Source organism: Brasilonema octagenarum UFV-OR1, from assembly GCF_963888615.1.
GTDB lineage: Bacteria > Cyanobacteriota > Cyanobacteriia > Cyanobacteriales > Nostocaceae > Brasilonema > Brasilonema sennae.
Genome location: NZ_CAWPKW010000328.1, coordinates 1 through 26,079, shown reverse-complemented (window position 1 = coordinate 26,079; position 26,079 = coordinate 1). Strand labels below are relative to the sequence as shown.

The window sequence follows — 26,079 nt, the reverse complement described above, 5'->3', positions numbered from 1 at the left end:
GTTTCAATCCCTAATAGGGAGAAAGATAAATTTCGACCGTGTTAGGTATACCTAGCCACTTCGATGATGCCCAAGGTTTCAATCCCTAATAGGGAGAAAGATAAATTTCGACAAACATTAGAAGGTGTTACTCCTTGCAGAAATATTGTTTCAATCCCTAATAGGGAGAAAGATAAATTTCGACTGCGGCAGTTAGAAAACTGCACCATATAAAGTTTTCAAGGTTCTAAACCGCCGATGATCTAATGATAGCATCATAAAAAGTAAATTGGTTGACAGGTAAATAGCTGAAATACAGTCTGGGCAAGGAGCGCGGATGGTTGATTACAAACTTTCTCCAAAATCCTTATCCTGTAAGCAATCCAGGCATTTTTTTTCTAACCCTTTTTCCAACACCTACCCATCCGCGCATTGGGCAAAGAAAATCCTGTTATTACAGAAAATCGGCAATCAGCAGTTGGAAGGTTCCATAACTGATTACCGGTTGTAGTTTTTCCACTAAAGGACGACTCATCAAAGGGGACTACAAAGGTGTGATGCTGGCAATCTTGCCTCCTTCGCGTTGCACCCGTTGCATGTAATCTGATAGCTGTTCATAAGGAATGACAACAGCTTTGTTGCTACGGCGTACACGCGGATATTTGGGAGTTAAAAGAGCAGACACTTCCACACGGTACAAGCGACGATCTCCATAAATGGTTGAGCCACCGAAAGCAGTATTGGGAGTCACTCCCTTGGCTGAGGGACGATAGCCATAGCCAGGGCTACCTGGTGCGACAACTGCCGAGGCGGTATTGCGTCCCAACTCTGTGACCAGGTGTGGAGAATTGCCACCAAACTGAGCGCGATCGCTGTTGGCATAGCCGCGATATAGTTGGAACATCCGGCTAAACCCAACAGTTTTCTGTCCGGTTTGAGTCGCGAAGCCGCGATAGTAGGGTACTATGTATTCGCCAAAGTTTGCTTGATACTCGGGTGAATCAATGTAAGCATCTATGTCGGCGTCGTAGCCTTTGTTTTGATACAAATCCAAGTGATGGATGATTTCAGCTTCGTCATAAGGTGCCCGACCCAACAAGTGCTTATAATTCAGTTCAATGGTACGGGTTTGAAAACTGTTGTAGAAAAACTTGGATTTATATAGTTCTGATTTTGCCACCTGCCGGACAAATTCTTGCACTGTAATCCTGCCATTTGCCAGGAGTGATTCAATACTAGTCAGGCGTTGCGAAGCCATTAAATAATCGTTGCCCAATAGCTGACGATAGACAGCGCCAATAACATTTGGCACATCTGTCGGACTACGTAGTTCTACAGGGGAAAAATTATTAAAAGCAGAGGTTCCAAGGCGGGATGCTTCTGTTGTAATAGCCATTTAAAAAATCTCCTTATTAACCAAGTTCATCATTTGTCATTAGTCTAATACCAATGACCTATGACCTATGACTAATTAAGAAAGCGTGATGCTCATGACTTTGAAGCCCTTGCTGTTCAGTTGTTGCAACTTGCTGGAAAGCTGCTCAAAAGGCACAACAACTTCACTCGTAGCACGCCGCAGCACAGGCGATTTGGAAGAGGGCGGTTGCATAATCCGCAGTCGGTAGGTACTTCCGCCACGGCTACCTGTAGAGACACCTGTCAACGAGCCACTGGAGGCTGCGTAGATGGGTGAAGCTGTATTCTGGGCTACTTCCCGAGTTAGCCGTCCTTGATTTTGTTTTTGGGCGCGATCGCTACTGGAATAGCCCCTAAACAGTTGGAACATCCGGCTGAAGCCAACATTTTTCTGACCAACTTGAGTCGTAAAGCCGCGAAGGTAGGGTACTATATTTTCGCCAAAATTTTCTTGATATTCGTCGCTGTCAATGTAATAATCAATATCTGCTTCAAAGCCCTGCTCATCTAATATCTGACTGTGAACTACCATTTCACTGTAGTCATTTGGAGCACGACCAAGTAAATGCTTGAAGTTCAACTCAGTTGTGCGGTAACGGTAGCAATTCTCAAAGAACCGCGAGCGGTACAAATCCGACTTAGCAATCTGCCGTACAAACTCGCGAACCGATATCTCACCGCGCTTGAGTTGAGATTCAGGGACAACGAGTCGCTCACTTTCCATGACATAGCAATTGCCCAATACGTGTCGATAGACAGCGCGGATTACCACTTCGATCTGTTCTGCACTGTCATCTGGGCACAGTTCTATCCATGCTGAAGCTTCGCTCGGTGTAATCCCTAGTCGTTCCGAACCAGCGAAAACTGCCATATTTGCCTCCCTATTTCAACCAGTTATCAGTTATCAGTTATCAGTTATCAGGTAGGAAACGGATTCGTCCACCCCTTGTTCACTGTTTACTGTTCACTGTTCACTGTTTTAATATGCCTCATAGCAAAAAAGCAGCCCGGTAAAGTGAACAACTCAATCATCAATCATCATGATTGCTAACAAAACTGTTTACCCTACCGGGCCTATCTGTTTACTAGCTTAGACAGTTAATAGCGTAGTCGAGGTAAGAGTTAGCTTCTACTGCTGGATCTCCGCTCAGACCGTGGTTAGCTTTAATGTGCTTGAGTGCTTCAACGTACCAGCTAGGAGACAGGTCGAAGGTCTTGTTAATTTCAGCTATTCCAGCGATCAAGTAATCATCCAATGGACCTGTACCACCAACAACCAAGCAGTAGGTGACCATCCGCAGGTAGTAACCGATGTCACGCACGCACTTTGCCTTGCCACGAGAATCTGCAGCATACTGAGGTCCCTGCATTTGGGTGGTGTAAGGGAACTTCTGGTATACCGCGTTTGCAGCACCATCAGCCAAACTTTGAGCCTTAGAGGTCAAAGCTTTAGCAGCTTCCAAGCTAGCGCTAGCTTGACGGAAGCGACCAAACGCAACCTGGACTTCTGTGCTGCTCAGGAAACGTCCTTGGGAATCAGCAGCGCTAACAGCTTCAGTGAGTGGAGTTTTCATTGCTTTTTCGATCTGTTGTATTGTTTTACAAAGTTTTGCTTGAAAGCGAGTTTGTCTTAAGTCATTTGTCCACTAGTCATTTGTCTAAAGTTAATGACCATTTATCAAATGACTGGTCACTAAAGATTTAAGCAACAGCAGAAGCTGCACGATCAAAGTAGCCAGAGACTTCGGACATCAACGCGCTGCAATCTCCTTTGGTGATACCGTTGGTATCATTCGCAATTTTTAAGGCTGCGTCTTTCATTTTTTGAACGCCCACTGCTACTGAAGCACCAGGGGTTCCTAATGCCAAGTAGGTTTCCTTCAGACCGTTCAGACAGCGATCATCAAGTACGCTACCATCTCCAGAAAAAATAGCGTAGGTGATGTAGCGCAAGATAATTTCCATATCGCGCAAGCAAGCTGCCATCCGACGGCTGGTATAAGCATTGCCACCAGGAGCGATTAGCTGGGGTTGTTCTGCAAACAGACTACGAGCGGCATCAGCAACGATCGCGGAGGCATTGCTGGTAATCCGGTTAACGGTATCCATCCGCTTGTTGCCATCTGCAACCATTGCTGCCAGAGCATCCAATTGACTAGTGCTCAGGTATTCACCTCGTGCATCGGCTTGAGAAACAACTTTTGCAAATGCGTCTTGCATAAATTTCGTCTCCTAAATTCCTTCGTTTGAGTTACGATGTCGTTTCACAACTGAATGATTCAGCAATCGTGAATTTTGCCTGTGTGGGCAGCTGAGAAAGGCTATACAGTGATATTGGGCATCAGAGTTCTCAGGAATTCTCAGATTTTACTGTTTCAGTATATTGAGAACAGTGTTAACTTATTTAACGAATCTGAGACAAACTCCTCTTTTTATGATTTTAGAGGTAACTGAGCCATAAGATGCTTCTCATTTTTGCCTTCCTAAATCTTTATACAATGGAAAGGGGATCCTTGTGTGTGAAAAGTTGTTAGAACTTAGTTTTTTTTTACAATCGGTAACAATCTAGATACAGTCTAGCTTTTAACCTTGACAATACGTACCATAGTTACACCACTTTTGCGCCGTGGCTACCAAGAAAAGTAGATTAAACGTTACATTAAACGACATTGAACGGGAGAAGTTGGAAAAGCTCGCCGAAGAGTCTGGACTCTCCCTGTCTCGTACGATCGCCCAATTAATCCGCAAAGCAAAGCTTAAGCCAAATGATAAGGAAAGTTAACGCTTAACACTGAACAGAGGAAGCGATTTCTTGACCCCCCTGATAACTGATAACTGCTTACTGTTAACTGACAACTGATTCGGTCAGCTTTCTTTCTAGGTCAAAAAGGAAGCCATGAATGTATTCCTCTGTCCACTCTTCGCCATAGAAACGCTTGAACATTCCTCGTGCTGGGTCTTTCTCGGCGCGATACCGCAAATAGCGCAATTGTGCCTGCTTGATGGTAGCTAGGGCTTGAGTATCCATCACAGGTTCTGCCTGTTCTACAAAATCCAAGTATGCCTTGAGGTAGTCTTTAAACGCGGCGAACACATGGGTTTCAACATCAGTAGTCTCTTTGGGGCGAGTCCAAAGGAATGCGGGCGAAAAGAAAGGGCGGGCTTCTTCGGGAAAGTCTCCACCCCACGGTAGATGTTGCCGATAGCTCTCAAAGATGGGCAGAATCGGTGCGCTATACTTTGCCTGATAGTCCGGATCATCCCGAAACAAGGGTTGCATATCCAGGGCAATCAGGTGTCCTCCTGGCAAGGTTACCAAATCCGCTCCAAAAAATGGCAGATCGTAGTTCAGATCAGGAAAAATAACGAAATTGAGAACTTGGAGTGATTTGCCACCCTGTACGTGCGCTGCCCGAATCTGTCGAAGTTTTGGTGCACAAAAGCCATAACTGGTCGTCACAACTTCCTCTTGATTTTTGCCCTTGCCTGTGATAGCACTTTTGTATTCAAACCCTGAAGGAATGGGATAGGGCATCAGTTCTAATCGCGATTGCAAATAGGCGATCGCATCATCGAGAAACGGTTGATAAAGAGTCATTGGTTATTAGTCATTAGTCATTAGTCATTAGTCATCAGTCATCAGTCATCAGTAATTTTTTTTAACAGATGACTAATGACAGAACACAAGGAGCAAAAAACTACTTTTTAGCGGTAGCGGCTAATGGTACTGCATCTTCAAACAAAAACCCGTAGAGGAAGCGTTCTGCCCACTCATGACCAAAGTAACTGCTGAATAGACCTGACGCCGGATCGCGTTCAGCACTGTATTGGTCGTAATCTTTTTGCGCCTTGACGATTCGCGCAATGTCTTCTGGATCTTGTAGAGGTTCCGCCTCATCTAGCATTTGCCAGTACAAATTCAAGTAGTCGTTGAACGCTGCAAGTAAGCGTGTCGCGACGGTTTCGGCATCTGTTTTGGCAAACAGTAGGTATTTAGAGAAATATTGATTGGCGTCATAAAACTTCATCTCCAAGTTTTGTGCCAAATCTGGATATTTAGCGTGTAGGAATTTCAATGGCTCAATGTACTTGCGCTGATACGCATCATCTTGGAACAGAGGCTGAAAATCAAGCACAACCAAGTTTTTTATTTTGCCGAACGACAGAAAATCTACTCCCAACAAGGGTAAGTCGTAATGATGGTTAGGATAAATAACGCTATTGAAAATTTGAGCACTTTCGCCCGCATCAATGTAGGTATAGCGAATTTTTCGCAATTGTGGGCATTGATAGCACCAGCTTTGAATGGTTGCTGGGTTTCTGCCGCGATCGCTGACCTTCAACTCTAACCCTGCTGGAATTGCCCGATTTTGTAAATTGAATCTGTTAAACAGTTCATTTTCTAAATGTTTTACAAAGGGCTTGTACATTGATATTAATCCGTATTTATAAGACTTTCTCGACAACAATAAAGGATTGTGAGAACCTCTGTCCCATTTCTTTACAAGGATGCAATAATTTGTGACATACTCCAGTTGCCAAACTTAACTTGCTGATGCTCTTGCCAAATTCTGTTCAATCAATTGATTTAAGGTTGCCTCTGATACGCAACGGCGTTCTGAACAATATGTCATCATATATACACCATTTATAGCACGCACAGTACTAACACGCACACGAAAGTCATCAGTAATAAACCAGCACCGTTCTTGTCCCTGGTTGATATCATATTCCGTGTCCATTGTCAAAATGCCATCTTTACCAAACCAGTAGCGACTAGTAACTGGCATTTTTTCCACGTAGCCGCGATCGCGGATCAGTTTTCCAGACAACAAACTTTCATCATCTGGCACATCAACGAGCACCGCCGCTTGATCTGGATTGGGTTCGCGATTGTCCTGGTTTTCCTGCCACATAAAACTGCCTCCTCCCATTGCCCTGGCAGGATCAATTCCTTGATTTTCACAAATCGTTTTCACTCTTGGATCTTCTGGTTCAACGACTTGAATAATCAAATTTGACTCCCCAGACTGATCCGCCGCCAGGTCAAAATGGTGGACAGTGCGTTGGGTAAACCACGTGCCTTGACTCTTACGAAAAAAGTCCATCATAGTCATGGGTGGAATCAGCCGCATTTCTAACCTCAACAGCAGGAAAAGTATAAAGGAATGTAACAAGAATTAATCTTATGTTCCACATTGTACACTTTTATCAGTTATCAGTTATCAAGTACCCGCAGTACCAGTGATCAATTGTTCCCCGTTCACTGTTCACTGTTCACTGTTCCCTGTTCACTGTTCACTGTTCTCAGCGCTCCTTAAAGAAAATGACTGCAAAAAACTCCAATATTTCCTTATCTAGTAACATAGCAGCCCTCAAAGCAGGAGAGGCTGTCAATCATGAAGATTTGTATCAGTCCGACCTCAGGGGACTCGATTTGCAACGAGCAAACCTGCGCCAGACAAATCTGGTTGGAGCCAATCTGAGTGGAGCCAATCTGAGTGGGGCAGATCTGAGTGGTGCTGATCTGCGTAAGGCTGACTTGCAGGGCGCTGATTTGAGCAATGCTAATTTGCAAGGAGCATTTTTGCACCGCACATCTGTTCAGAAAGCAAATTTTAGCGGTGCGAATTTGGAAGGAGCTAAACTACAAGCAGCTCGATATGACCAAGACACAATTTGGCCGGAAGGATTTGCTTACAAAAGCTGTGGAGCAATTGGTCCAGGTGCCAATCTCAGCGGTGCTCACCTCAACACTGCCAATTTGAGAGATGCTGATTTGAGGAATGCAAATCTGTTGGGAGCATACCTATGTGGTGCAGATCTCACTGGAGCAAATTTACAGAATGCACGCCTGAGTGGTGCGGATTTACGGTTAGCGTATTTGACAGGAGCTGACTTACGGAATGCGCGACTGAATAATGTAGATTTACAAGGGGCAGATTTGCGAGCTACCAACTTCAGTGGTGTTGAAATCGAGTACCTTCAGAGTATTGCTGGGGCAGATTTTACTCTTGTTCAGGGATTGAGTGAGGCGATAAGAGCTCTTTTACTCAGCCGTCCTGCTTTAGAATTGGATGCTTGGAATTCCTTTACTCGCAAAACAACGCGTCAAAGTTTAGAAGTTGGTGATAGCGCCAACAAATAAGCCAGGACTTACCCAAAAATAACGTACTTGCACGCGTTGCGACGAGGAGTGCCCAATCTCACAGTCTTGTTCTTTCATAACTCGTGCGTGAGTCCTATAGGCGTTACATTTTTGCGGGATAATTTTCTTTTCTTTGCTTACAATAAAACTATTTCTCTCGTTCCTTGTCTCTGGCAAGGAATGCATAACTGTGGGTTACTGCTTCTATATAATTGTTAGAAGGTGAGGAGAGCGCGAATGACATGGAACAAGCAAACTTAGTCTTGCAAACAATGAATTTGTATTTCTGTAATAACAGAGGAAAGCAATGGCAACTTTTGAGGTTATAACAAAAGAAGGATTGCGCTTAGTCAAGGTTATTTTACAACACGAAACCGTGAAAACGGAGTCTGGTGCTTTGTACTATATGCGTGGCAATATTAATATGGAATCTAAAGCACCTTCAGCAGGTAGCTTTTTTAAATCTCTAGCAACAGGTGAGAATATTTTTCGACCCACTTATACAGGAACGGGTGAATTATATTTGGAGCCTTCTTTATCTGGATTTCACATCATAGAGTTAAATGGTATTGAATGGATTTTAGACAAAGGAGCATACTGGGCAAGTGATGGATCTGTAGAAGTCAGTGTTGAGAGAAATAAATTATTTTCTGGTTTAATCGGTGGCGAAGGTTTGTTTCAAACTAAAGTCAAAGGTAGAGGAAAAGTGGTCATGGTAGCCCAAGGACCTGTTGAAGAGATACATTTGCAAAATGACCGCTTGGTTGTCGATGGTAATTTTGCAATCGCTCGCACGAACACCCTAAAATATCGAGTTGAAAAAGCCACTAAGTCTATTTTGGGTTCGATGACTTCGGGTGAGTTTTTAGTCAATACTTTTGAGGGAACTGGTACTGTGCTTCTTGCTCCTGTTCCTTATTGGGGAGAGATGTTGCTGCGTCAAATTATCTCAGCACGTCCGACAAATACTTCTAGTTCAGAATAATTATGAAAGCGTAGAAAAGAAAGGAATTATAAATTGAGTTATTCCCTCTATGCAATTTATAATTTAGAATATTTTTCTCGTTCCTTGCCAGAGACAAGGAACGAGAGAAAAACACAAAAATAACAAAATATCATAATAAACAATGCCTCACCACATTCTCAAAGCCACCAGGGAAACTGTGCATCTGGGTGGGTTCTCTCATCTTCTAGAACCAGCACTCACTGTTGACTCTGGCGACACAGTTGACGTAGAAACATACACTGGTTACTACGTTTACGACAAAGCACCACCAGAATTTCTGACACCTGCATTTTTGGATATTTGCCAAAATCTTCCTCCAGAACGCAAAGTTGCAGCCGGACCACATTTGTTGACAGGACCAATATATGTGCAGGGTGCTGAACCTGGAGATGTTTTGGAAGTCAAACTAGAAGCAATCACACCCAGTTTACCTGTTGGCTTTAATGCGATTCGTACAGGTTGGGGAGCATTACCACATCAGTTTCATCAACCAGCTTTAAGATTTGTTCCTCTCGATTTAGAAAATCAGATTACAGAATTTCCAATTGATAGTGGTATCAAAATTCCTCTCAAACCCTTTTTTGGTATCCTGGGTGTCGCAACTACAGAAGCATCCCGAAACTCAATTCCTCCTGGTGATTATGGTGGTAATATTGATAATCAGGAACTCCAAGCTGGGACTAAGATTTTTCTACCAATTTTTGTTCCTGGTGCTTTATTTTCTATCGGTGATGGACACTCAGTTCAAGGAGATGGGGAAGTTAATGTCACCGCAATTGAGACTTCAATGAACGGCACAATTCAGTTAAAAGTTCGTAAAGATTTGCAGTTGACAACGCCGATTGCCGAAACACCTACAGATATCATAACTATGGGATTTGGTCAAACATTAGATGAAGCTTTGGAACTGGCTTTAAAAAACATGATTGACTTTTTAAAACGCTTCATCAATTTGTCACCGGAAGATGCTTATGTTTTGTGTAGTTTAGCCGTGAATTTTCGCATTACTCAAGTTGTCAACAGTCCGCAAAAAGGTGTTCATGGAATTTTATCAAAGTCCATTTTGCCTAAAGCAATTGAATTATAGAAATCTTATTTTTTTTCAAAGATATTAATTTTTTATGCTTACAGTTAAGAGGGCGTATCACTGCTTTGCTTTAACTTGAGTAGAGGAATGAGAAACCAACAAAGCATTGTAAATACTGCACTGATAATGACAAGGATGGAAACTGGAATTCCCCGATTATATAAGTAACCACCCAAGATAGGACCCGGCTGTTTAGCCAGGTTATACACGGACATTAGCAGTGCGTAGGTTGTTGCTTCCACACCAACAGGACAAGCTCTTGCTGCTAGTTCTAATACACCCAGCATGGATATCATGTAAAAAAATCCAAAAAATATACTCGCCAGAATAGCACTTTGCTCATTCTGTATAAACAACAAACCGAGGGTAGAGACAGCAGTTAACCCAATTGCAAGATTAAGCAGCAACTTTCGTGACATTCTGGCGGCAAAAATCCCAAAAACGATTGCACCTAAACCATTGGCAATAGCTTCAAATGTACCTAAAAGACCTATAAATTGAGCGTCAAATTTCAAAGTATCTTTATAGTAATATACCACGTAATCTACCAGAGGCGGAATAAGAGTGAATTCAAGACAAGCAATAAAGCCAAGAATAGCTAGAAAGCGTTGCGATTTTAGTGTTAACAAAAGGGATTTCAAACTACTTTTCATTGAAACAGTTGTGTGCTGCTTTTTTTCATCTCCAAGTAATATGAAGGTTCCAATTAAACCAATCAACGGCACAATTGCAGTTGCTCCAAAAGCGATGGATAGATTAGAATTTGTAGCGAGCCAGCCGCTGATATAATACAGAAGCGCCACACCAAAACTCAGAGAAGTCCATTGAACTGCTTGTAAGAGAGCTGTTTTGCCTAACATCGTGCCTTGAACGACCATGATTTTGTCTGTCAGCACATCACTAAAAGCTATGCATATATTGACTAAAATAAGACCGCCTGCCAGCATGTTAATCGTATTAACTTGAAAACCGCATAATCCTAATAAAAGAATCAGCGCTAGCCCATAGCAGATAAAAAAATAGCTTTTGAACTGATAGCCAAAGAGCGGAATTGCATCCTGAATGATTCCGAAAAATGGTCTTACTAACCAGGGAAGAAAAATAAAACTGGTGAAGCTTGCCAACTGTGCTGGTGAAAGTCCAAGGTTATCTTTTAGATAGATCCTCAATGGAAGATTGAAAAGTCCTGGATAACATCCATAAGATTGAATTAAATAATACAGAACCATCATGCAAATAAGTCGGCGCATTGCTGTCTAATCTTCCTTTGTTCTAATCTTCCTAGTATTGTTGCACACTAATTACATGTATTCTGTGCGTTAGATTTAGACGCAAAACTAAACTCAATTGCCGAAAGGTTGGTTTGGATGTCAACCACTTTTTCTAACTTAAAGCCAGACTTGTCAAACAATTTCTGAAAATGTCGTCTTGTGCGCCATCCACCCCCAATATTTTTCTAGTTCCCCATGTGGGTTTTCTCCAGCAACTTAACACTGGCATAGATAGCATCAATATGGGGAGTGGGAGTTCGCGTCAGTCTTCCCAGTTCTGCGACAGCACCAACGATCGCATCCACTTCTGTTGGACGAAACGCTTCAACATCCTGCAGCATCGAAGTTTTGTGAGCACCAACTTTTTGGGCACCGTCAATTCGCTGATCCAAGGTGATGCCAAAATCAATCCCCAGCTTTTGGGCGATCGCCTGTGCTTCGCTCATCATCTGTTTTGCTAGTTCGCGAGTCAAAGGGTATTGGCAAATATGATCGAGTGTTGCACCAGTCAAGGCGCTAATGGGATTAAACGCTACGTTCCCCCACAACTTCACCCACAGATCAGTGCGGATTTGAGTGCGTATGGGTGCTTTCAAACCTGCTGACTTCAAAGCTTGCGCTAACAACTGAATCCGTTCGGTTTTAGAAGCATCGATTTCACCCAGACTGAAGCGATCGCCCTCAATATGTTTAATCACACCCGGTTCAACTATCTCAGTCGCTGGGTAAACAACACAACCAATCACGCGCTCAACATTAATATGAGCTTCAATGGTACCATCTGGATCTACAGATTGAATAGCAGTTCCTTCATACTCGCCGCCGTGCTTGCGAAAGTACCACCAGGGAATGCCATTTTGAGCTGTCACTACCATTGTTTCAGGTTTATAGAGAGAGGGGAGATTGGGGGCGATCGCCGCCACACTCGTAGTTTTAACAGCCAAAATCACCACATCCTGAGGTTCGGCTTGACTCATATCACTAGTTGCCAAACTTGGTGTAGCTACGTGAGTTGAGCCATCTGGCATCATCAGTTTCAGCCCATTTTTTTGAATTGCTTCTAAATGAGCACCACGAACAATCAGCGTCACCTCATTGCCAGAAAGCGCCAACTTTGCTCCCAAATAACCACCAATAGCACCCGCGCCAACAATACAGATTTTCATTTTTTTATCACTCCCCTATAGCAATCCTAAATGAGTTGTAAAAATTATTTTTTGAACGAACCGCCCTTCGGGTTCGCCAGTCCCCCAAACTCCTGCGGAGACGCTACGCGAACGTGACGGAAGCCGCCAAGACGGGGGCTGGACTCACCAAGTCGCCTTAGCGTAGCGTGCGCCTTAGCGCATAGGACGCCAAGAAAAGAGAAAAGAGAGAATTTCACGTAAGCGCAAGCGCACGCTAAGAGCGAACGCGCAGCGGGCAAGGCAGGGCTTATGATGCGCGGATTGCTATAGCTTGAGCAACTTCGCCATATTCAGCCGTTGCAACTTCCCTGTCGCTCCACGGGGTAGTTCATCTAAAATGTGAATTTGGTTAGGGACTTTGAAGTCTGCCAATAGGCTTGCACAGTAAGCCAAAAGTTCCTTTTCGCTGGTTTCACCCTTAAGGACGACAGCCGCGTGAATATCTTCTCCCAAGGATTTATGAGGTACGGCAAAAGCAAGGGCTTCAGCAACTGCAGGATGACGCAGCAGTATATCATCTACTTCTAGTGGAGAAATTTTTTCACCGCCTCGGTTAATTAATTCCTTAATCCGTCCAGTCAGGCGCAGATACCCCTCAGCATCCAGTGTCCCCTGATCGCCAGTACGGAACCAACCATTCACAAAAGCAGTGGCATTAGCTTGTGGGTTATTCTCGTAGCCATCAATTACATTTGGTCCTTTTACCACAACTTCGCCCAAGCTTCCTTGAGGCACTAAATTGCCATCTTCGTCCATAATACCGACTTCCACACCAAAGCCATAGCCAACCGTGCCCGGTTTACGTACTTTAGGCGGTAACGGATTAGTCGCCATCAAGTGAGCAGCTTCGGTCATGCTGTAAGATTCTAAGACAGGAGCATTGAGCGTTGCTTCCATTTGTTCGATAATGACAGGGGCAAGGGGAGCGCTGCTAGAGCGAATGAAGCGGAAGCGGTTCGCTTTGATAATGGCTTCATTGCGGCTAGCTCGGGCTAGGATTGTTTGGTGCATGGTAGGTGCAGCCGAGTACCAAGTGGGTTTATAAGTTTCCACCAGTTTCCAGAAACTTAGAGCATTGAAACCATCGGGTATGACGAGCGTTCCGCCAGATGCCAGAGTTGCCAGCATACACCCCACCAGCCCGTGAATGTGGAACAAAGGCATTAAACAGAGTGTCGTGTCAGCTGGCGAAAGTGAGTATGCACCGATAATATTATTAGCAGAAGCAATCAAGTTACGATGCCGAATCGGGACTCGCTTGGGACGACTCGTGGTACCGCTGGTGTGCAGAATCATTGCCACATCGTTGGAGTCGGGAAACTCTTGATTGCCCAAGGATTTCCCTTGCCCGGAAGCTGGTTTCACTAATTCAAAGTTTAATGTGCCATTCTCGGTAACCTGAGCATGAATGTGTATCATGTCGGGCGTAGCAGCGGCAATTGCGGCTTCTGGCACGTCAGGCAGCGTAATCAACGCTTTTGCCTGAGTATCTTCGTAATAAAAGCTAAATTCTTCTTGCTTGTATTTTGGATTGAGTGGTGCTGCAGTACCACATAAAGCCGCCGCAAGAAAGCTGAGTACCATAGGTACCCCGTTTGACATGGCTATGGCGATGCGTTCGCCCCGTTGCAAACCAAAACTGTTGAGTTGGGATACCAGTTCGACCACGTTCTCACGCAGTTGCTTATAGGTGAGTGTTGATCCCTCTGGTGCAACCAAGGCTGGATGATCGTCTTCCCCTGCTAAAAGCTGAAATATATTCATAGACAACACCTGGAGTAGCCAGGGGAATCACGGTTGATTGTCAATCTAACTAATCACATATTTGTGTTGATTGAGCAATACGTGATTCATATACAGTGAATATGTAAATTTTGCTACTGAGTAAACCAATGAAATTAGCAATTCACACGAGTTCACGCGTGATTGTAATTACGGCAATTTCTGCTACTATAGGACACGCTAGGAGCGGCAATATCTTAACATTTTATTTATGGAGCGTCGTAAGTTTATAAAGTATGCCACTTTAGCAGGAACTAGCTTTACATTTGCTGGTTGTAACCAAGGCGGTAAATCTCAACCACAGGGTGAAGTACCTGTCTGGGCTTCACCTATGGCGGCGAACGAAGTTCTTAAGGTAGGATTTATCTACGTTGAACCTATAGGTGAAGCTGGGTGGACTTATGCCCACGATTTAGGTCGCAGAGAAATGGAGGCAAATCTTCAGCAAAGGGTGAAAACCACTTTTGTGGAAAATGTGAGTGAAGATGCCAACGCCCAAAGGGTTCTTCGTCAATTGGCGTTAGAAGGTAATAAGTTAATTTTCGCGACTTCTTTTGGCTACATGAACCCAACTTTTGAAGTAGCAAAAGATTTTCCCAATGTTCGTTTTGAGCAATGTAGTGGACCTAAACGCGTTACAAATGTCGGTACTTATCTGGGACGCTTTGAAGAACCGCGATACTTAACTGGCATGATTGCTGGTAAAATGACAAAATCGAATGTGATTGGTTTTGTTGGTTCATACCCAATTCCTGAAGTGATTCGAGGAATAGGCGCGTTTACGCAAGGACTGCGCAAGACGAATCCGAAAGCAAAAGTAAGAGTAGTCTGGGTTGAGAATTGGTATGATCCAGCCAAAGAAAGAGAAGCAGCGCAAGCTTTGGTTAACTTAGGTGCAGACGTCCTAACACAAGATACTAACTCTGCTGCCCCGATTCAACTAGCAGAGGAAAAGGGTATTTATGCTTTTGGCTACAACACTGATATGAGTAGGTTTGGTGCAAAAGCTTGTTTAACGTCAGCGGTGAATCAATGGGGTAAATTTTATACAGAGCAAGCCTTGGCTATTATCAATGGTACTTGGAAGTCTGAAGAAGTTTGGTATGGAATTGCTCAAGAAATGGTGGATATTTCGCCCTTGAATCCTGTAATTCCTCAAGATGTTCAACAATTGGTGATGGCGAAGCGTGATGAGTTTATTAAAGGTACAGCACATCCTTTTGATGGCCCAGTCAAAGACCAAAACGGTGTGCTGCGAGTCCCGAACGGTCAGGTGTTGAGTGATAGGGAACAACTAGCAATGGATTGGTATGTAGAAGGAATTGAAGGATTGATTCCAAAGGTACAATCGTGAAGGCTTAACCGTGATTGCAAAGAATTGGTTTTGATAGCTTTATTCGCGAAATTCTACAACATCGCGTTTGATAATGACTTCGTGGTTTCCAAAAAAGCTTTGTCCCAGCAGAGGAACATTGCCAATTGCAACCAGTACATTCTCAACCTTCGCTCCACCAACTTCTATCGATTCTACTTCAGCGAGAGGCATTTTTACTTGTTTATTATCAGCGAGTGTGAAAACGGCTTCACCTACTGGTTTTACTTTCAACGTTTTTGCCATATTCTGGGTGATGGTGGTGACAGAAGCACCTGTATCCAAAATCATCTCTTGTTGATAATCGTCATTGAAAGTGGCTTTGATTCTTGGTAAGTCATCGCTTTCCCGTTTAATTATGGCTGGTCCAGACTTACGTGGGAAATGAATCACCATAGCCATCAATAAAACCAACAAGGCTAGTTCCATATTAAACACTCCGCAGAAATATTAAGTCAATCAACAAACCATATTTTCTATTACAAAGAAACGGGATATAGGAATCCTGTTTTGTTTCTGAACTGACTAGTTGAGCTAGGGAACTCTTAATAGGGGACGCTTAGCATAAACTGTTCCTAGCTGATAAAAATCAAATAGGAATTCTGTAGAACCTTTCAGATTCCTTTGCCAAATACATTGGTCTTGAAAGATTGCTTATATCGTTTTACAATGAGGCTGCATACAATAGGAAATTACTTCCACAGTGATTTCCCTATAATTCCTAGGCATCTTAAAGCTTTAAGATTCTGTGCAAGCTCAATGTAATTTGATATTAAACAATTTGTCGTTGTATAGCAATCCGGTTTTATTTGGTGAAAGTACTTGCGTAGGAAGGCAATAGGGAACTCTTAACGCTTAACAGGAAATAAGGCTCTTTGAGGTGTACGAAGCTTCGCAAAAATGAAATAGGAGTCCTATATATTTCCTCAATAAGAGAAAATAGCCTTTCTTTAGATAAAGGTGTACATAAACTTTACTACAGTGCAAGGAAGAATGAAAACTGTTTGAAAAAAAAGTTTACTTATCGAACAACCAGAGTGATCAAATTAGGTACTGAGTAACTGAAACTACAAAAGTAAAAACCTAGCAGGAGCCAAGGAAAAGGATTAATTCCAAACGTACAATCGTGAAGGCTTAACCGTGATTGCAAAGAATTGGTTTTGATTGCTTTATTCGCGAAATTCTACAACATTGCGTTTGATAATGACTTCATGGTTACCAAAAAAGCTCTGTAGTAACCGTTCAGGGGGCAAGAAAGTGACGCAACTCAGGAAGCAGCGCCCTTATTTGGCGGTAGCGAGAACTGGCTCAAAGACCCCTAACTGGCAGTTGGCGGTTATAGCATCAAATCCTGTGAACGGTTACTCACAACTTGAAGCTTTTGAAAGTGAATAAAAAAAGCAAACACTACCGACAGTCAATCTTTAGTGTTTGCTGATTTTGAAACAGGTGCATTTACCGCAAAACGATAAACACTCACTAACAATTTTAAATCATGTCGAAACCATTAGGACGTGAATCTGTCTGTAATTCGCTTCATCGCCTCCTCCACATTCTCCCGACTATTGAAAGCGGAAATGCGGAAGTAACCTTCCCCGGCTGCACCAAACCCAGAACCAGGTGTACCTACAACATTGCAAGTGTGCAGCAACTTATCGAAGAAATCCCAACTGGACAAACTATTTGGAGTTTGTACCCAAACGTAGGGTGCATTCACTCCACCGTAAACTGCTAATCCTGCGGCTGTGAGTTTCTCGCGAATAATTTTGGCATTCTCCAAATAGAAGCTAATCAGTTCCTTTATTTGCGCTTGTCCTTCCTGGGAGTAAACTGCCTCAGCTCCACGTTGCACAATGTAAGATACGCCATTAAACTTGGTAGACTGGCGACGGTTCCATAGCTTCCACAGTTCCACATCGGAACCATCGGCTGCTTTTGCTGTCAGGTTTTTCGGGACAACGGTGAACGCACAGCGGGTACCGGTAAAGCCTGCATTTTTGGAGAAAGAACGAAATTCAATCGCACATTCCCTCGCTCCTTCAATTTCGTAGATGGAGTGAGGTAGTTCCGCATCGGTGATATAAGCTTCGTAAGCTGCGTCGAAGAAAATGATGGAACCATTTGCTCTAGCATAGTCCACCCATGCTTTTAAGTGTTCTTTCGTAGCAACGGCTCCTGTGGGGTTATTTGGGAAACACAGGTAAATTAAATCCACTTTTTGAGAAGGAATCTCAGCAGTGAAGTTGTTTTGGGCGGTAATGGGCAGATAAACTAAGCCCTCGAATTCGCCTTTATCGTTTGCTGATCCGGTATTTCCTGCCATCACGTTTGTGTCTACATATACAGGATAAACAGGATCTGTGACGGCGATAATGTTGTTGTTACCAAAGATGTCGAGAATGTTGCCCGTGTCGCATTTGGAACCATCGGAAACGAAGATTTCCGATGCATCAACTTCGCATCCTCGCGCTTGAAAATCTTGGGCAGCTATTTTTTCCAGTAACCAAGTATAGCCTTGCTCTGGACCATAACCTTTGAATGAAGCGCGATCGCCCATTTCTTCAACCGCCTTAATCATTGCTGTTCGGCAAGCTTCCGGCAGTGGTTCTGTAACATCACCAATCCCGAGTTTGATTATTTTAGCATCTGGATTGGCTTGAGCGAAGGCATTCACCCGTCGCCCTATTTCCGGGAACAGGTAACCTGCTTTGAGCTTGAGGTAGTTGTCGTTAATTGTTGCCATAGTAGTTTGATACAAATGTCATAAATAAACAGCTTACAGTATCGCAGCAGAAAGCCCACTTCACGCGCGGAGTGGGACGGACAGATACCTAGGCTGGGAGAACGCCAGATGCTTTACTAAGAACCTCAGCACTTTGGCAAATTTGATATTTCAGTAGTATCATCATGATATCACTCTAGCTGATAAAAACTATGGAACAAAAAATCAAAGAATTTCCAGCGTTCAAGGTCAACGGCTTCATCATCTTGGCTGTGGTAGTCGCGCTCACGCTGCTAGGAGGGTGGTATCTTCGATCTAGCGTGCAGGGGTTAGAAGCTTTACTGGCAAGAGGTTTGAAAGTGACTGATTTTATCGGTAGTGACGATACCGTTGCAGAGTTTATTGCTTGGTTGGCGGCTACACTCCTGGTTGTTATCATCCCATCGCTATCAGGATTCTTTAGCGTTGAGCCTAATCAAGCGGTGGTGTTGGTACTGTTTGGGAAATACATGGGAACTGTGCGCGAATCGGGCTTTTGGTGGACAAATCCCTTTGCTAGCAAGCAAAAAATTTCGCTGCGGGTTCGTAACTTCAACAGCAAAATCATCAAAGTCAATGATGCTGAAGGAAGTCCGATTGAAATTGCGGCGGTTGTCGTCTGGCAGGTTTTCGATTCAGCTAAGTCAAAGTTTGCAGTCGATGATTATGAAGAATTTGTTGCCATTCAAAGTGAAACCGCGATTAGGTCTTTAGCGATTCGATATCCCTACGACAGTCCAGATGAAACACAAACTCCTTCGCTGCGCGGAATTCCTGATGAAATCGCTCACGCCTTGCAAACAGAACTCCAAGCCCGTTTGGAAGTAACGGGTGTAGAAGTGATTGAAGCACGACTTTCGCATCTTGCCTATGCACCAGAAATCGCTCAAATGATGCTGCGACGACAGCAAGCAAAAGCCTTAATTGATGCGCGACGGCAGATTGTCGAGGGTGCAGTGGGGATGGTGAATGAAGCGTTGAATCGTCTCAGTCAAGAACAAATGGTGAATTTGGATGATGAGCGCAAAGCTTCTATGATTAATAACCTGTTGGTTGTCCTCACCTCTGAGCAAACCGCCCAACCCGTTATCAATGCTGGAACACTTTATAATTAAGAAATGGGACAAAAAAAACGATTTTTGTTACGTCTGGATGAGAGACTTTACGAGATTGTGGAGAAATGGTCTGCAGATGAACTAAGAAGCGTGAATGCACAGATCGAGTATCTGTTAACTGACGCTGTCAAGAAAGCAGGACGCTGGAAGGAAGACAAGGGTAAATCAGAGCAAGAGTGAGAGCGAAATATATTTTATACACCTACTGTAAAAGGCATCAAACGTTATCAAAATTGTGAATCGCTGCAAACCCTTCCGAATCCGACGAATGATCCCCCAGTCGTATGGAAAACAGCGTTTGCATTCCAGCAACTTGAGCTGCTTTCAGTTCAGCAGTGACGTCTGAGATAAAGAGAATCTTTTCTGGTGCGATTCCGATAGCATCAGCTATTTTGCGATAACTCTCGGCTTCTTTTTTGGAACCAGTTTGGGTGTCAAAGTAACCGCTGATAAAAACAGTCAAGTCTCCCACCTCACTGTGGCGAAACAGGAGTTGTTGCGCTTGCACACTGCCAGATGAGAAAATAAACAGCCGTTTGCCAGCAGTTGTCCAGCGTTCAAATGCGGGTTTTACGTCTGCAAACATTTGCGATCGCAATGTACCATCCCGATACCCCTGATCCCAAATCTTACCCTGCAACGATTTTAACCCTGTCGATTTGCGGTCAATAGCAATCAAATGGTGGATATAACGAACAGCCCCCGTCACCTCCGTTTCTTGCCAATCAGGTACTGACAACCCCTGTGCCAAATCAGTTTCGTACTCTTGCCTTAACCATTGCAAATCAGTTTGCACCTGTGCATCCTGCTGATGAGTTGTCAGAAAATCAGCTACATAGTCGCGGGCAAATGGAAATAACACCCCGAAGACGTAGTCAACCGGGGTTGTTGTGCCTTCAATATCCAAGAGGATAACGTCTGCGGTATTAGAGTAGCCTGTGCTCATAATCAGTGAACAGTGAACAGTAAACAGTTAACAAAAGAAACAGATCCGTATTTTCTGTTGTAACTGATAACTGGTAACTGATAACTGATTATTCAGCTACATCCCAAGCTGTCACGGGTTGACACACCTGTCACAGGATTAACTCCATCAGCACGTTTGCACATCAACTTCACTTCGTAAGCATCAACAATTGAATTAGAAAAATCTGCTCCTGTAATCACCGCATCAAAAAAGTGACTGCTGGTGAAAATGGCATCAGTCAAAATGGCGTTGGTTAAATTCGCTTCACTAAAGATCACGCGATCAGCAAATGTTTCTGCAAGATTCGCTCCGCTTAAATCTGCTTTCAGGAACGATCCCTTAGTGAGAATAGTTCCACTTAGATTTGCCCCTTGGAAGTTTGCCGCCTGCATAATTCCACCTGCAAAGGACGTTCCATGTAAATCTTTATTGGAAAAATCTTGATGTTCTAAGTTGGCGAGCGTGTAATTAACCTTATTCTCCTGAGCTAAAACAGCGGCGGGATTCAACAGTAATCCGCAAAGAGTTAACAAAAACAGGAGCAGGACACTGAAAATAGACTGTAACCGAGTTTTATCTTTTCGCTTCATTATATAAATACCTTACTTCAGATATTAACTTTGATAGAGCTTGATTGAATTTGGTGCTGATCATCTCAATGTCACATTTTAATTTGATCTGGTGATTGGAGATAGTATTCTTAAATTGGAATCAGAGTATTAAAATTCCATCTTCCCTTGTCTAGTAGGGAAATGCTTTGTAACTGCTTGTCAATTTTATAACTTACAAGCAAGTACAAAGGTTGTCATCCTTGTGAAGTTAACAGTCTAATTTTTACCACGCAAAAGCAACACTCATAAGACTTTTGCATGATCAATTCTTGAAGGAGATACACCAATGTCAGAACTCCAAAGAGTGACAATTCGCCCTGTAGATGAGTATAACCAGACATTAGTTTCTTACGTACATCCACTGGATTGGGTCAATCCTCAACCTGCTGATTGTTATGATTTAGTGGTTATTGGTGCAGGTACAGCCGGATTAGTAGCGGCTGGAGGTGCGGCGCTTGTGGCTGGGGGTTTAAAAGTAGCTTTGATTGAAAAGCACCTTATGGGTGGGGATTGTTTGAATTTTGGTTGCGTACCATCCAAGTGCTTGATCCGGTCTTCTCGTGTGGTTGGTGAAATCTGGAATGCCAAAGCATATGGAATTCGTACGTCGAAATATGTTGATGTTGATTTTTCTGAAGTTATGGAACGGATGCGACGAGTTAGAGCCGGAATCAGCCATAATGACTCAGCAAAACGTTTCCAAAACATGGGAGTGGATGTTTTCTTAGGGAACGCTCAGTTTTCTAGCAGTGATACTATAAAAGTTGATCACCAGACTCTCCGCTTTAAAAAAGCGGTTATTGCTACAGGAACCAGACCCATACAACCTTCCATCCCAGGAATTGAAGAGGCGGGTTATCTGACTAATGAAACAGTTTTTTCTTTGATTCAAAAACCACTCAGTTTAGTTGTGATTGGTGGTGGTCCAATTGGCTGCGAGTTAGCACAGGCTTTTCGACGCCTAGGTTGTGAGGTGATACTTTTCCACAAAAATTCTCATCTGTTAAATAAAGAAGATACTGACGCCGCCGATATTGTCCAAAAAGTCTTTACCCAAGAAGGCATTCGCTTGGTGCTAAATAGCCAGATACAAAACGTGGAAAAGACCCAGGACGGTAAAACACTTTATTTTACCTGCAATGGTAAGCAAGATGTTGTCACAGTAGATGAAATTTTAGTCGGTACGGGACGCGCCCCAAATGTGGAAGGTCTGAATTTAGATGTAGTGGGGGTAGAATACGACCAGCGACAGGGTGTGAAGGTGAATGATTACCTTCAAACCACGAATCCAAAAATTTATGCCGCAGGTGATATCTGCATGAGTTGGAAGTTCACCCATGCGGCTGATGCTGCAGCCCGAATAGTCATTAGAAATGCACTGTTTTCTCCGTTTGGTTTGGGACGCCAGAAACTCAGCAGTTTAATCATGCCTTGGGTAACTTATACTGATCCAGAAATTGCCCATGTGGGAATGTATGAACATGAGGCGCAACAGAAGGGTATTGATGTAGCGACGATTAAAATTCCTTTTACTGATGTAGATCGCGCCGTTGCGGATGGAGAAGAGGAAGGATTTGTCAAAATTTACCATTCAAAGGGGTCTGATAAAATTTTGGGCGCAACAATAGTAGCGCGTCATGCAGGTGAGATGATTTCACAGATCACAACGGCAATTGTCGGTAATATTGGCTTGACTAAACTGAGTCAAGTGATTCATCCTTATCCAACTCAGGCTGAAGCCATTAGGAAGGCAGCAGATGCTTATTATCTCTCGACTGCCTTCACACCAAACACCAAAAGATTATTAGCCTGGGTGAGAAAGTTTTCCTGACTTTATTCACCTTCACTTTTAAAGTATATACAGCACATTGCAACTAAATGAAGTACAGTACTGAGGTCTAAAAGGCAAACTTATCAGCCCTTTTTACTTCTGAACGCCAGAACCCTAGGTCGGCAGATCCTCCTACAGTGCTAGCTTTTGCTGACTCCTGAGTGCTGAATTCTGCTGTATCTTTCAAAATAATGTGGTGATTGGAATCCAAACCAATCTTGCCTTGTTGTTGTAACTTACCCATAAGTCGTGTAATCGTTACCCTAGTTGTGCAGCAGGCGCTGGCAAGTTCTTCATGAGTCAGGCGAATATTCAAGCGAGTTCCTTCTAGCACGCTTTGACCAATTTCCTGTTTTAAAAGCAGTAACAATTGCTCAAACCTATCTTGTACCCGTCGTCTACCAGCAATCAGCAAAAAAGATTCTGTTTGCCATAACCGTTGATTGATTTTTGGTAACAGTATGTGACTCAACGTTGGTGAAGCTGCAATTTCTGCAAGGTGAATTGACACTAGTTTCACATCGGATAGAGCAGTTGCTTGGTAAGCTTGTAGCGAGGTCAGATTTGAACCAAAAACCATTCCAGATCCTGCTAACCCAATGATTACTTCCTCTCCGCTTTCATACAGTGTATTTAGCTTAACATAACCTTCACATATATACCAAATCATGCCTGGTTTGAGAGGGAGAAAGTCTCCTTTACTACATTTGTGCCAAAGCTTGTTTTGAGTTACGTCGGAGTCATGATCCAACAGTGCTAATTCTACTTGGTTGCGATCGCTTATGTTACGCACTAGCCACCTGAGTCCTATTGGCTGACGTAGCTCATTACGGATAACTCCCACTGTTATGGCGGCGTCAAATAACTCGTCATTGCGTTTGTGAAGATGTAGGACTAACTCTTTTGGTTTTTTGGATTCCGCTAATTGGCTCAGGTAGCCGCGAAAGTTTTGGCGATCTTCAAGCGCTACGAAGTTAATTATTGGTTTGCCCAGCATAGACTGCTGTGAGACGTTCAGTAGTGTCCCCGCAGTATGGTTAGCCTCTTTAATTATGCCTAACATATCTGTCACTAAATAGGCATCTGGTGCAAACTCGAATAAATCCTGGTAGCGTTGGCGTTCTATTTCTAACAAGTTTCGTGTTAGCAACAGTTCTTCATTTTGCTGATAAAGTTCCTGTACAGCCACATTGACAATTTCTGAGGTGCTACCAAGTTCGATAAGAGTTTGCGGTAGTACATCTGGTATAACAGGATTTGTACTTAGATTTTGGTATAAATCTGTTAAACGCCTGTGCATTCCTGACACGCGTTTGGTAAATTGGTCTATTTCTAATTTGTCTATATTCACTGTTGATTTCCTCTACACAGCTTTCAAGCTTAAACAAAAAATCTAAGGTAAAAATGAAGTTTAGAACAGACACACTGTAAGTCAAAAAATATATAGAGCAATTGCTTCTAAAAATTGCTCTTTTGCGCTAAGCCACTCAATGATAAAATTCTATTTTCATGAGTGGTAATTTTGACTAAAATTTATTTCCTCCACTCAAAATTAAGAATTTTCGGCAAATCCTAAGCTTTTACAAGATTTTTCAAAAACAGTGTTGGTGTGTAGTACTTCCTAAAACCCCTTTTTCAAACATCTGTCAGAAATTGTTGAAAATTTCTTAAAAAAAACAGTAGTACACCTAAGCCCAACACTGCCTTTGTATTGGAGTGAAAACGCCAAAAATTCCACTCTATTAAAAAAATAACAGATCTTACGGTTAATTTGTCCACTTAATCCTAAGATTTATGACAAAACCTTTAAATTAAATTCCCAATTCTAAACCTCTCTGATCGCAGATTAATACAAGACCAGTTGTCATCTATAAAATTAGGTAAAGTAGACTATTTCGCATTATTACCCTAGTTGTATCTTATGCAAACTCCAAACGGTGTGACATCTACCCTGCAAGACGTATCGCGCAGAGAATTGCCAGAGATAGTCACAGTTCAATTGCAAATCCTGTTGGAAGCGGGGGACTTGCAGGAAGCAAAAGCGATTTTGGTACCTGTACAGGCTCCAGATATCGCTCAGGCAATTGAAGGTTTACCAAAAGCAATGCATGCTTTGGCATTTCGCTTGCTTTCTAAACAAGAAGCGATCATTGTTTATGAATATCTTGACTATAGCGTCCAAGAACGGCTGATCGAGGAATTGAAAAGTCAGGAAGTTCTTGATATTGTTGAAAAAATGTCGCCAGATGACCGAGCGAGGTTATTTGACGAATTACCAGCAACAATCGTTAATCGATTGCTAGAACAACTCAGCCCCAACGAACGCCAAGCAACATCTTTACTGTTGGGTTATGAAGCAGGAACTGCTGGACGGATTATGACGCCAGAGTTAATCTTGCTCCAAGAAGATTTTACAGTGGCTCAAACTTTGGAGCGGATTCGCAGCGTCAATAATGCGAGCGAGATGATTTATTATCTCTATATTACTAATGCAGCAAAGCGGTTGACTGGAATTTTGTCTCTACGGGATTTGGTGACTTCTCAAGCAGAGGAAAAGATTGGCAATGTTATGACTCAAGAAGCGGTGTTTGTCTACACCGATACAGACCAAGAAGAAGTCGCTAGGATGATACAACGATATGACTTTCTTGCTGTACCTGTGGTGGATCGAGAACAGCGTCTTGTTGGTATTATTACCGTTGATGATGTCATAGATATCCTACAAGAGGAAACAACTGAAGATATCTACACATTGGGTGGTGGAGTACAATCACGAGGTGACGGCTATTTTCAGTCAAATTTAATTTCAGTGGCTCGCAAGCGAGTTGTCTGGTTGTTAGTCTTACTTGTGACCAACACTGTTACAGGAAGTATTATTAAATCTCAAGAAGATATCTTGTCGAAAGTGGTAACGTTGGCGGCGTTTATCCCCTTGCTCACTGGTACTGGTGGGAATGTTGGGGCGCAGTCCTCCACAGTGGTGATTCGTGGAATGAACACTGATGAAATGGGTGCTTTGAAACCATTGCAAGTTGTTGGAAGGGAAGCACTCGCAGGTGCATTGCTGGGAACAATATTGGGAACGATCGCCACAGTATGGGCTTTCTTTTTGCAAAATAATTTAGAGGTGGCGATCGCAGTTGGAACTAGTCTTGTAGCTATTTCTATTTTAGCCTCCGTCTCTGGTTCCGCACTCCCGTTTTTGTTCCGCCTACTGCGTTTAGATCCAGCATTGATGTCAGCACCCTTTATCACGACAGCTGTGGATGTCTTAGGTGTGTTGATTTACTTTAACTTGGCACGGGTTATTTTAAAAATGTGAGAAACACTCACAAAGCAGTTACCAGTTACCAGTTACCAGCGATCACTTATCAGTCATCAATTGCTTGTTCCCTGTTCCCTCCTATAAGTGCCTACACACCGGATTCCTATAGATATGCGCGTTATTATCCAGCGAGTCAAATCATCTCAAGTGACAGTTAACGGTGAGTCCAGTGCTTGATGAGGGTTTCCCGACCTAGGCATCTGGTGAGTCCAGCGCTCTTG

At 43.1% G+C, this 26,079-nt stretch carries 24 protein-coding genes and 1 CRISPR repeat array (1 of these 25 only partly in view); of the genes, 9 read left to right on the top strand and 15 right to left on the bottom strand.

The window, feature by feature from the left end; translation table 11 throughout:
* Nucleotides 1-184: direct repeats of the CRISPR family, unit length 37 nt; unit sequence GTTTCAATCCCTAATAGGGAGAAAGATAAATTTCGAC; it reaches 726 nt to the left of the window's first position.
* A gap of 339 nt (nucleotides 185-523) precedes the next feature.
* The 4 genes from AC5590_RS29605 to cpcB all read right to left on the bottom strand — a co-directional run bounded on the left by AC5590_RS29605 (nucleotide 524) and on the right by cpcB (nucleotide 3,615).
* Nucleotides 524-1,375: a phycobilisome linker polypeptide gene (locus tag AC5590_RS29605; RefSeq protein ID WP_169266876.1), complete on the bottom strand. Its 852-nt coding sequence runs from the start codon at nucleotides 1,373-1,375 to the stop codon at nucleotides 524-526.
* Between the two features lie 75 nt (nucleotides 1,376-1,450).
* Nucleotides 1,451-2,266 carry a phycobilisome rod-core linker polypeptide gene (locus AC5590_RS29600; RefSeq protein WP_169266875.1) on the bottom strand — a complete coding sequence of 272 codons (816 nt, stop codon included), beginning with the start codon at nucleotides 2,264-2,266 and terminating at the stop codon, nucleotides 1,451-1,453.
* 214 nt (nucleotides 2,267-2,480) lie between these two features.
* Nucleotides 2,481-2,969, bottom strand: a complete 489-nt coding sequence (gene cpcA / locus AC5590_RS29595; RefSeq protein ID WP_169266874.1) for a C-phycocyanin subunit alpha — start codon at nucleotides 2,967-2,969, stop codon at nucleotides 2,481-2,483.
* 127 nt (nucleotides 2,970-3,096) lie between these two features.
* The gene (cpcB, locus tag AC5590_RS29590; RefSeq protein ID WP_169266873.1) at nucleotides 3,097-3,615 is read right to left on the bottom strand and encodes a C-phycocyanin subunit beta; all 519 of its coding nucleotides are present in this window, start codon (nucleotides 3,613-3,615) and stop codon (nucleotides 3,097-3,099) included.
* 406 nt (nucleotides 3,616-4,021) lie between these two features.
* On the opposite strand from cpcB, the gene AC5590_RS29585 reads away from it, so the two are divergent.
* Entirely contained in the window at nucleotides 4,022-4,177 is a 156-nt protein-coding gene (locus AC5590_RS29585) for a ribbon-helix-helix protein, CopG family (RefSeq protein ID WP_071654251.1), read from the top strand.
* Nucleotides 4,178-4,240: 63 nt separating this feature from the next.
* Here the strand turns inward: AC5590_RS29585 and AC5590_RS29580 are convergent, their stop codons facing one another.
* From AC5590_RS29580 to AC5590_RS29570, 3 genes are all read right to left on the bottom strand, one after another.
* Entirely contained in the window at nucleotides 4,241-4,993 is a 753-nt protein-coding gene (locus AC5590_RS29580) for a phycoerythrobilin:ferredoxin oxidoreductase (protein ID WP_169266872.1), read from the bottom strand.
* Nucleotides 4,994-5,093: 100 nt separating this feature from the next.
* Nucleotides 5,094-5,825, bottom strand: coding sequence for a 15,16-dihydrobiliverdin:ferredoxin oxidoreductase (locus AC5590_RS29575; protein ID WP_169266871.1), 732 nt, complete (start codon nucleotides 5,823-5,825; stop codon nucleotides 5,094-5,096).
* A 114-nt stretch (nucleotides 5,826-5,939) separates the two neighbouring features.
* Nucleotides 5,940-6,530: a phycobiliprotein lyase gene (locus tag AC5590_RS29570; RefSeq protein WP_169266870.1), complete on the bottom strand. Its 591-nt coding sequence runs from the start codon at nucleotides 6,528-6,530 to the stop codon at nucleotides 5,940-5,942.
* A 191-nt stretch (nucleotides 6,531-6,721) separates the two neighbouring features.
* Here AC5590_RS29570 and AC5590_RS29565 point away from each other — a divergent pair, with 191 nt between their 5' ends.
* The 3 genes from AC5590_RS29565 to AC5590_RS29555 all read left to right on the top strand — a co-directional run bounded on the left by AC5590_RS29565 (nucleotide 6,722) and on the right by AC5590_RS29555 (nucleotide 9,636).
* Nucleotides 6,722-7,543, top strand: a complete 822-nt coding sequence (locus AC5590_RS29565; RefSeq protein WP_169266869.1) for a pentapeptide repeat-containing protein — start codon at nucleotides 6,722-6,724, stop codon at nucleotides 7,541-7,543.
* 307 nt (nucleotides 7,544-7,850) lie between these two features.
* Nucleotides 7,851-8,528, top strand: a complete 678-nt coding sequence (locus tag AC5590_RS29560; protein ID WP_169266868.1) for an AIM24 family protein — start codon at nucleotides 7,851-7,853, stop codon at nucleotides 8,526-8,528.
* Between the two features lie 142 nt (nucleotides 8,529-8,670).
* Nucleotides 8,671-9,636 carry an acetamidase/formamidase family protein gene (locus tag AC5590_RS29555; RefSeq protein ID WP_169266867.1) on the top strand — a complete coding sequence of 322 codons (966 nt, stop codon included), beginning with the start codon at nucleotides 8,671-8,673 and terminating at the stop codon, nucleotides 9,634-9,636.
* Nucleotides 9,637-9,680: 44 nt separating this feature from the next.
* Here the strand turns inward: AC5590_RS29555 and AC5590_RS29550 are convergent, their stop codons facing one another.
* From AC5590_RS29550 to AC5590_RS29540, 3 genes are all read right to left on the bottom strand, one after another.
* Nucleotides 9,681-10,886: an MFS transporter gene (locus AC5590_RS29550; RefSeq protein WP_169266866.1), complete on the bottom strand. Its 1,206-nt coding sequence runs from the start codon at nucleotides 10,884-10,886 to the stop codon at nucleotides 9,681-9,683.
* A gap of 206 nt (nucleotides 10,887-11,092) precedes the next feature.
* The gene (locus tag AC5590_RS29545; RefSeq protein ID WP_169266865.1) at nucleotides 11,093-12,073 is read right to left on the bottom strand and encodes a 2-dehydropantoate 2-reductase; all 981 of its coding nucleotides are present in this window, start codon (nucleotides 12,071-12,073) and stop codon (nucleotides 11,093-11,095) included.
* A 285-nt stretch (nucleotides 12,074-12,358) separates the two neighbouring features.
* Entirely contained in the window at nucleotides 12,359-13,858 is a 1,500-nt protein-coding gene (locus AC5590_RS29540) for an acyl--CoA ligase (protein ID WP_169266864.1), read from the bottom strand.
* A 229-nt stretch (nucleotides 13,859-14,087) separates the two neighbouring features.
* Between AC5590_RS29540 and AC5590_RS29535 the strand changes: the two genes are divergently transcribed.
* Nucleotides 14,088-15,230, top strand: coding sequence for a BMP family ABC transporter substrate-binding protein (locus AC5590_RS29535; RefSeq protein WP_169266863.1), 1,143 nt, complete (start codon nucleotides 14,088-14,090; stop codon nucleotides 15,228-15,230).
* Nucleotides 15,231-15,269: 39 nt separating this feature from the next.
* Here the strand turns inward: AC5590_RS29535 and AC5590_RS29530 are convergent, their stop codons facing one another.
* Both AC5590_RS29530 and AC5590_RS29525 read right to left on the bottom strand, forming a co-directional pair.
* A complete protein-coding gene (locus tag AC5590_RS29530; protein ID WP_169266862.1) occupies nucleotides 15,270-15,677 on the bottom strand; it encodes a retropepsin-like aspartic protease family protein in 408 nt (135 codons plus the stop codon).
* Between the two features lie 1,078 nt (nucleotides 15,678-16,755).
* Nucleotides 16,756-17,991, bottom strand: a complete 1,236-nt coding sequence (locus AC5590_RS29525; protein WP_169266861.1) for an LL-diaminopimelate aminotransferase — start codon at nucleotides 17,989-17,991, stop codon at nucleotides 16,756-16,758.
* A gap of 191 nt (nucleotides 17,992-18,182) precedes the next feature.
* Here AC5590_RS29525 and AC5590_RS29520 point away from each other — a divergent pair, with 191 nt between their 5' ends.
* Nucleotides 18,183-19,124 carry an SPFH domain-containing protein gene (locus AC5590_RS29520; protein ID WP_169266860.1) on the top strand — a complete coding sequence of 314 codons (942 nt, stop codon included), beginning with the start codon at nucleotides 18,183-18,185 and terminating at the stop codon, nucleotides 19,122-19,124.
* 3 nt (nucleotides 19,125-19,127) lie between these two features.
* Entirely contained in the window at nucleotides 19,128-19,304 is a 177-nt protein-coding gene (locus AC5590_RS29515; RefSeq protein WP_169266859.1) for a type II toxin-antitoxin system antitoxin, read from the top strand.
* A gap of 37 nt (nucleotides 19,305-19,341) precedes the next feature.
* Here AC5590_RS29515 and mtnC read toward each other — a convergent pair whose 3' ends face one another.
* Nucleotides 19,342-20,070: an acireductone synthase gene (gene mtnC / locus AC5590_RS29510; protein WP_169266858.1), complete on the bottom strand. Its 729-nt coding sequence runs from the start codon at nucleotides 20,068-20,070 to the stop codon at nucleotides 19,342-19,344.
* Between the two features lie 92 nt (nucleotides 20,071-20,162).
* Complete coding sequence (locus AC5590_RS29505; RefSeq protein WP_169266857.1) at nucleotides 20,163-20,681, bottom strand: pentapeptide repeat-containing protein; 519 nt, start codon at nucleotides 20,679-20,681, stop codon at nucleotides 20,163-20,165.
* A gap of 307 nt (nucleotides 20,682-20,988) precedes the next feature.
* Here AC5590_RS29505 and AC5590_RS29500 point away from each other — a divergent pair, with 307 nt between their 5' ends.
* A complete protein-coding gene (locus AC5590_RS29500; RefSeq protein WP_169266856.1) occupies nucleotides 20,989-22,533 on the top strand; it encodes a mercuric reductase in 1,545 nt (514 codons plus the stop codon).
* A gap of 67 nt (nucleotides 22,534-22,600) precedes the next feature.
* Here the strand turns inward: AC5590_RS29500 and AC5590_RS29495 are convergent, their stop codons facing one another.
* Nucleotides 22,601-23,884 (bottom strand): helix-turn-helix domain-containing protein, encoded by a 1,284-nt coding sequence (locus AC5590_RS29495; protein ID WP_348982732.1) that lies wholly within the window; start codon nucleotides 23,882-23,884, stop codon nucleotides 22,601-22,603.
* A gap of 570 nt (nucleotides 23,885-24,454) precedes the next feature.
* Here AC5590_RS29495 and mgtE point away from each other — a divergent pair.
* Nucleotides 24,455-25,855 (top strand): magnesium transporter, encoded by a 1,401-nt coding sequence (mgtE, locus tag AC5590_RS29490; protein WP_169266855.1) that lies wholly within the window; start codon nucleotides 24,455-24,457, stop codon nucleotides 25,853-25,855.
* Nucleotides 25,856-26,079: the final 224 nt, after the last annotated feature.

Bases quoted from the DNA above. Each gene is read 5' to 3' on its own strand.
- AC5590_RS29515 (WP_169266859.1), top strand. From the start codon at position 19,128: ATGGGACAAAAAAAACGATTTTTGTTACGTCTGGATGAGAGACTTTAC.
- AC5590_RS29535 (WP_169266863.1), top strand. From the start codon at position 14,088: ATGGAGCGTCGTAAGTTTATAAAGTATGCCACTTTAGCAGGAACTAGC.
- AC5590_RS29555 (WP_169266867.1), top strand. From the start codon at position 8,671: ATGCCTCACCACATTCTCAAAGCCACCAGGGAAACTGTGCATCTGGGT.
- AC5590_RS29525 (WP_169266861.1), bottom strand. From the start codon at position 17,991: ATGGCAACAATTAACGACAACTACCTCAAGCTCAAAGCAGGTTACCTG.
- AC5590_RS29565 (WP_169266869.1), top strand. From the start codon at position 6,722: ATGACTGCAAAAAACTCCAATATTTCCTTATCTAGTAACATAGCAGCC.
- cpcA (WP_169266874.1), bottom strand. From the start codon at position 2,969: ATGAAAACTCCACTCACTGAAGCTGTTAGCGCTGCTGATTCCCAAGGA.
- AC5590_RS29500 (WP_169266856.1), top strand. From the start codon at position 20,989: ATGTCAGAACTCCAAAGAGTGACAATTCGCCCTGTAGATGAGTATAAC.
- AC5590_RS29570 (WP_169266870.1), bottom strand. From the start codon at position 6,530: ATGCGGCTGATTCCACCCATGACTATGATGGACTTTTTTCGTAAGAGT.
- AC5590_RS29530 (WP_169266862.1), bottom strand. From the start codon at position 15,677: ATGGAACTAGCCTTGTTGGTTTTATTGATGGCTATGGTGATTCATTTC.
- AC5590_RS29505 (WP_169266857.1), bottom strand. From the start codon at position 20,681: ATGAAGCGAAAAGATAAAACTCGGTTACAGTCTATTTTCAGTGTCCTG.
- cpcB (WP_169266873.1), bottom strand. From the start codon at position 3,615: ATGCAAGACGCATTTGCAAAAGTTGTTTCTCAAGCCGATGCACGAGGT.
- mgtE (WP_169266855.1), top strand. From the start codon at position 24,455: ATGCAAACTCCAAACGGTGTGACATCTACCCTGCAAGACGTATCGCGC.
- AC5590_RS29575 (WP_169266871.1), bottom strand. From the start codon at position 5,825: ATGTACAAGCCCTTTGTAAAACATTTAGAAAATGAACTGTTTAACAGA.
- mtnC (WP_169266858.1), bottom strand. From the start codon at position 20,070: ATGAGCACAGGCTACTCTAATACCGCAGACGTTATCCTCTTGGATATT.
- AC5590_RS29605 (WP_169266876.1), bottom strand. From the start codon at position 1,375: ATGGCTATTACAACAGAAGCATCCCGCCTTGGAACCTCTGCTTTTAAT.
- AC5590_RS29580 (WP_169266872.1), bottom strand. From the start codon at position 4,993: ATGACTCTTTATCAACCGTTTCTCGATGATGCGATCGCCTATTTGCAA.
- AC5590_RS29520 (WP_169266860.1), top strand. From the start codon at position 18,183: ATGGAACAAAAAATCAAAGAATTTCCAGCGTTCAAGGTCAACGGCTTC.
- AC5590_RS29560 (WP_169266868.1), top strand. From the start codon at position 7,851: ATGGCAACTTTTGAGGTTATAACAAAAGAAGGATTGCGCTTAGTCAAG.
- AC5590_RS29550 (WP_169266866.1), bottom strand. From the start codon at position 10,886: ATGCGCCGACTTATTTGCATGATGGTTCTGTATTATTTAATTCAATCT.
- AC5590_RS29540 (WP_169266864.1), bottom strand. From the start codon at position 13,858: ATGAATATATTTCAGCTTTTAGCAGGGGAAGACGATCATCCAGCCTTG.
- AC5590_RS29600 (WP_169266875.1), bottom strand. From the start codon at position 2,266: ATGGCAGTTTTCGCTGGTTCGGAACGACTAGGGATTACACCGAGCGAA.
- AC5590_RS29545 (WP_169266865.1), bottom strand. From the start codon at position 12,073: ATGAAAATCTGTATTGTTGGCGCGGGTGCTATTGGTGGTTATTTGGGA.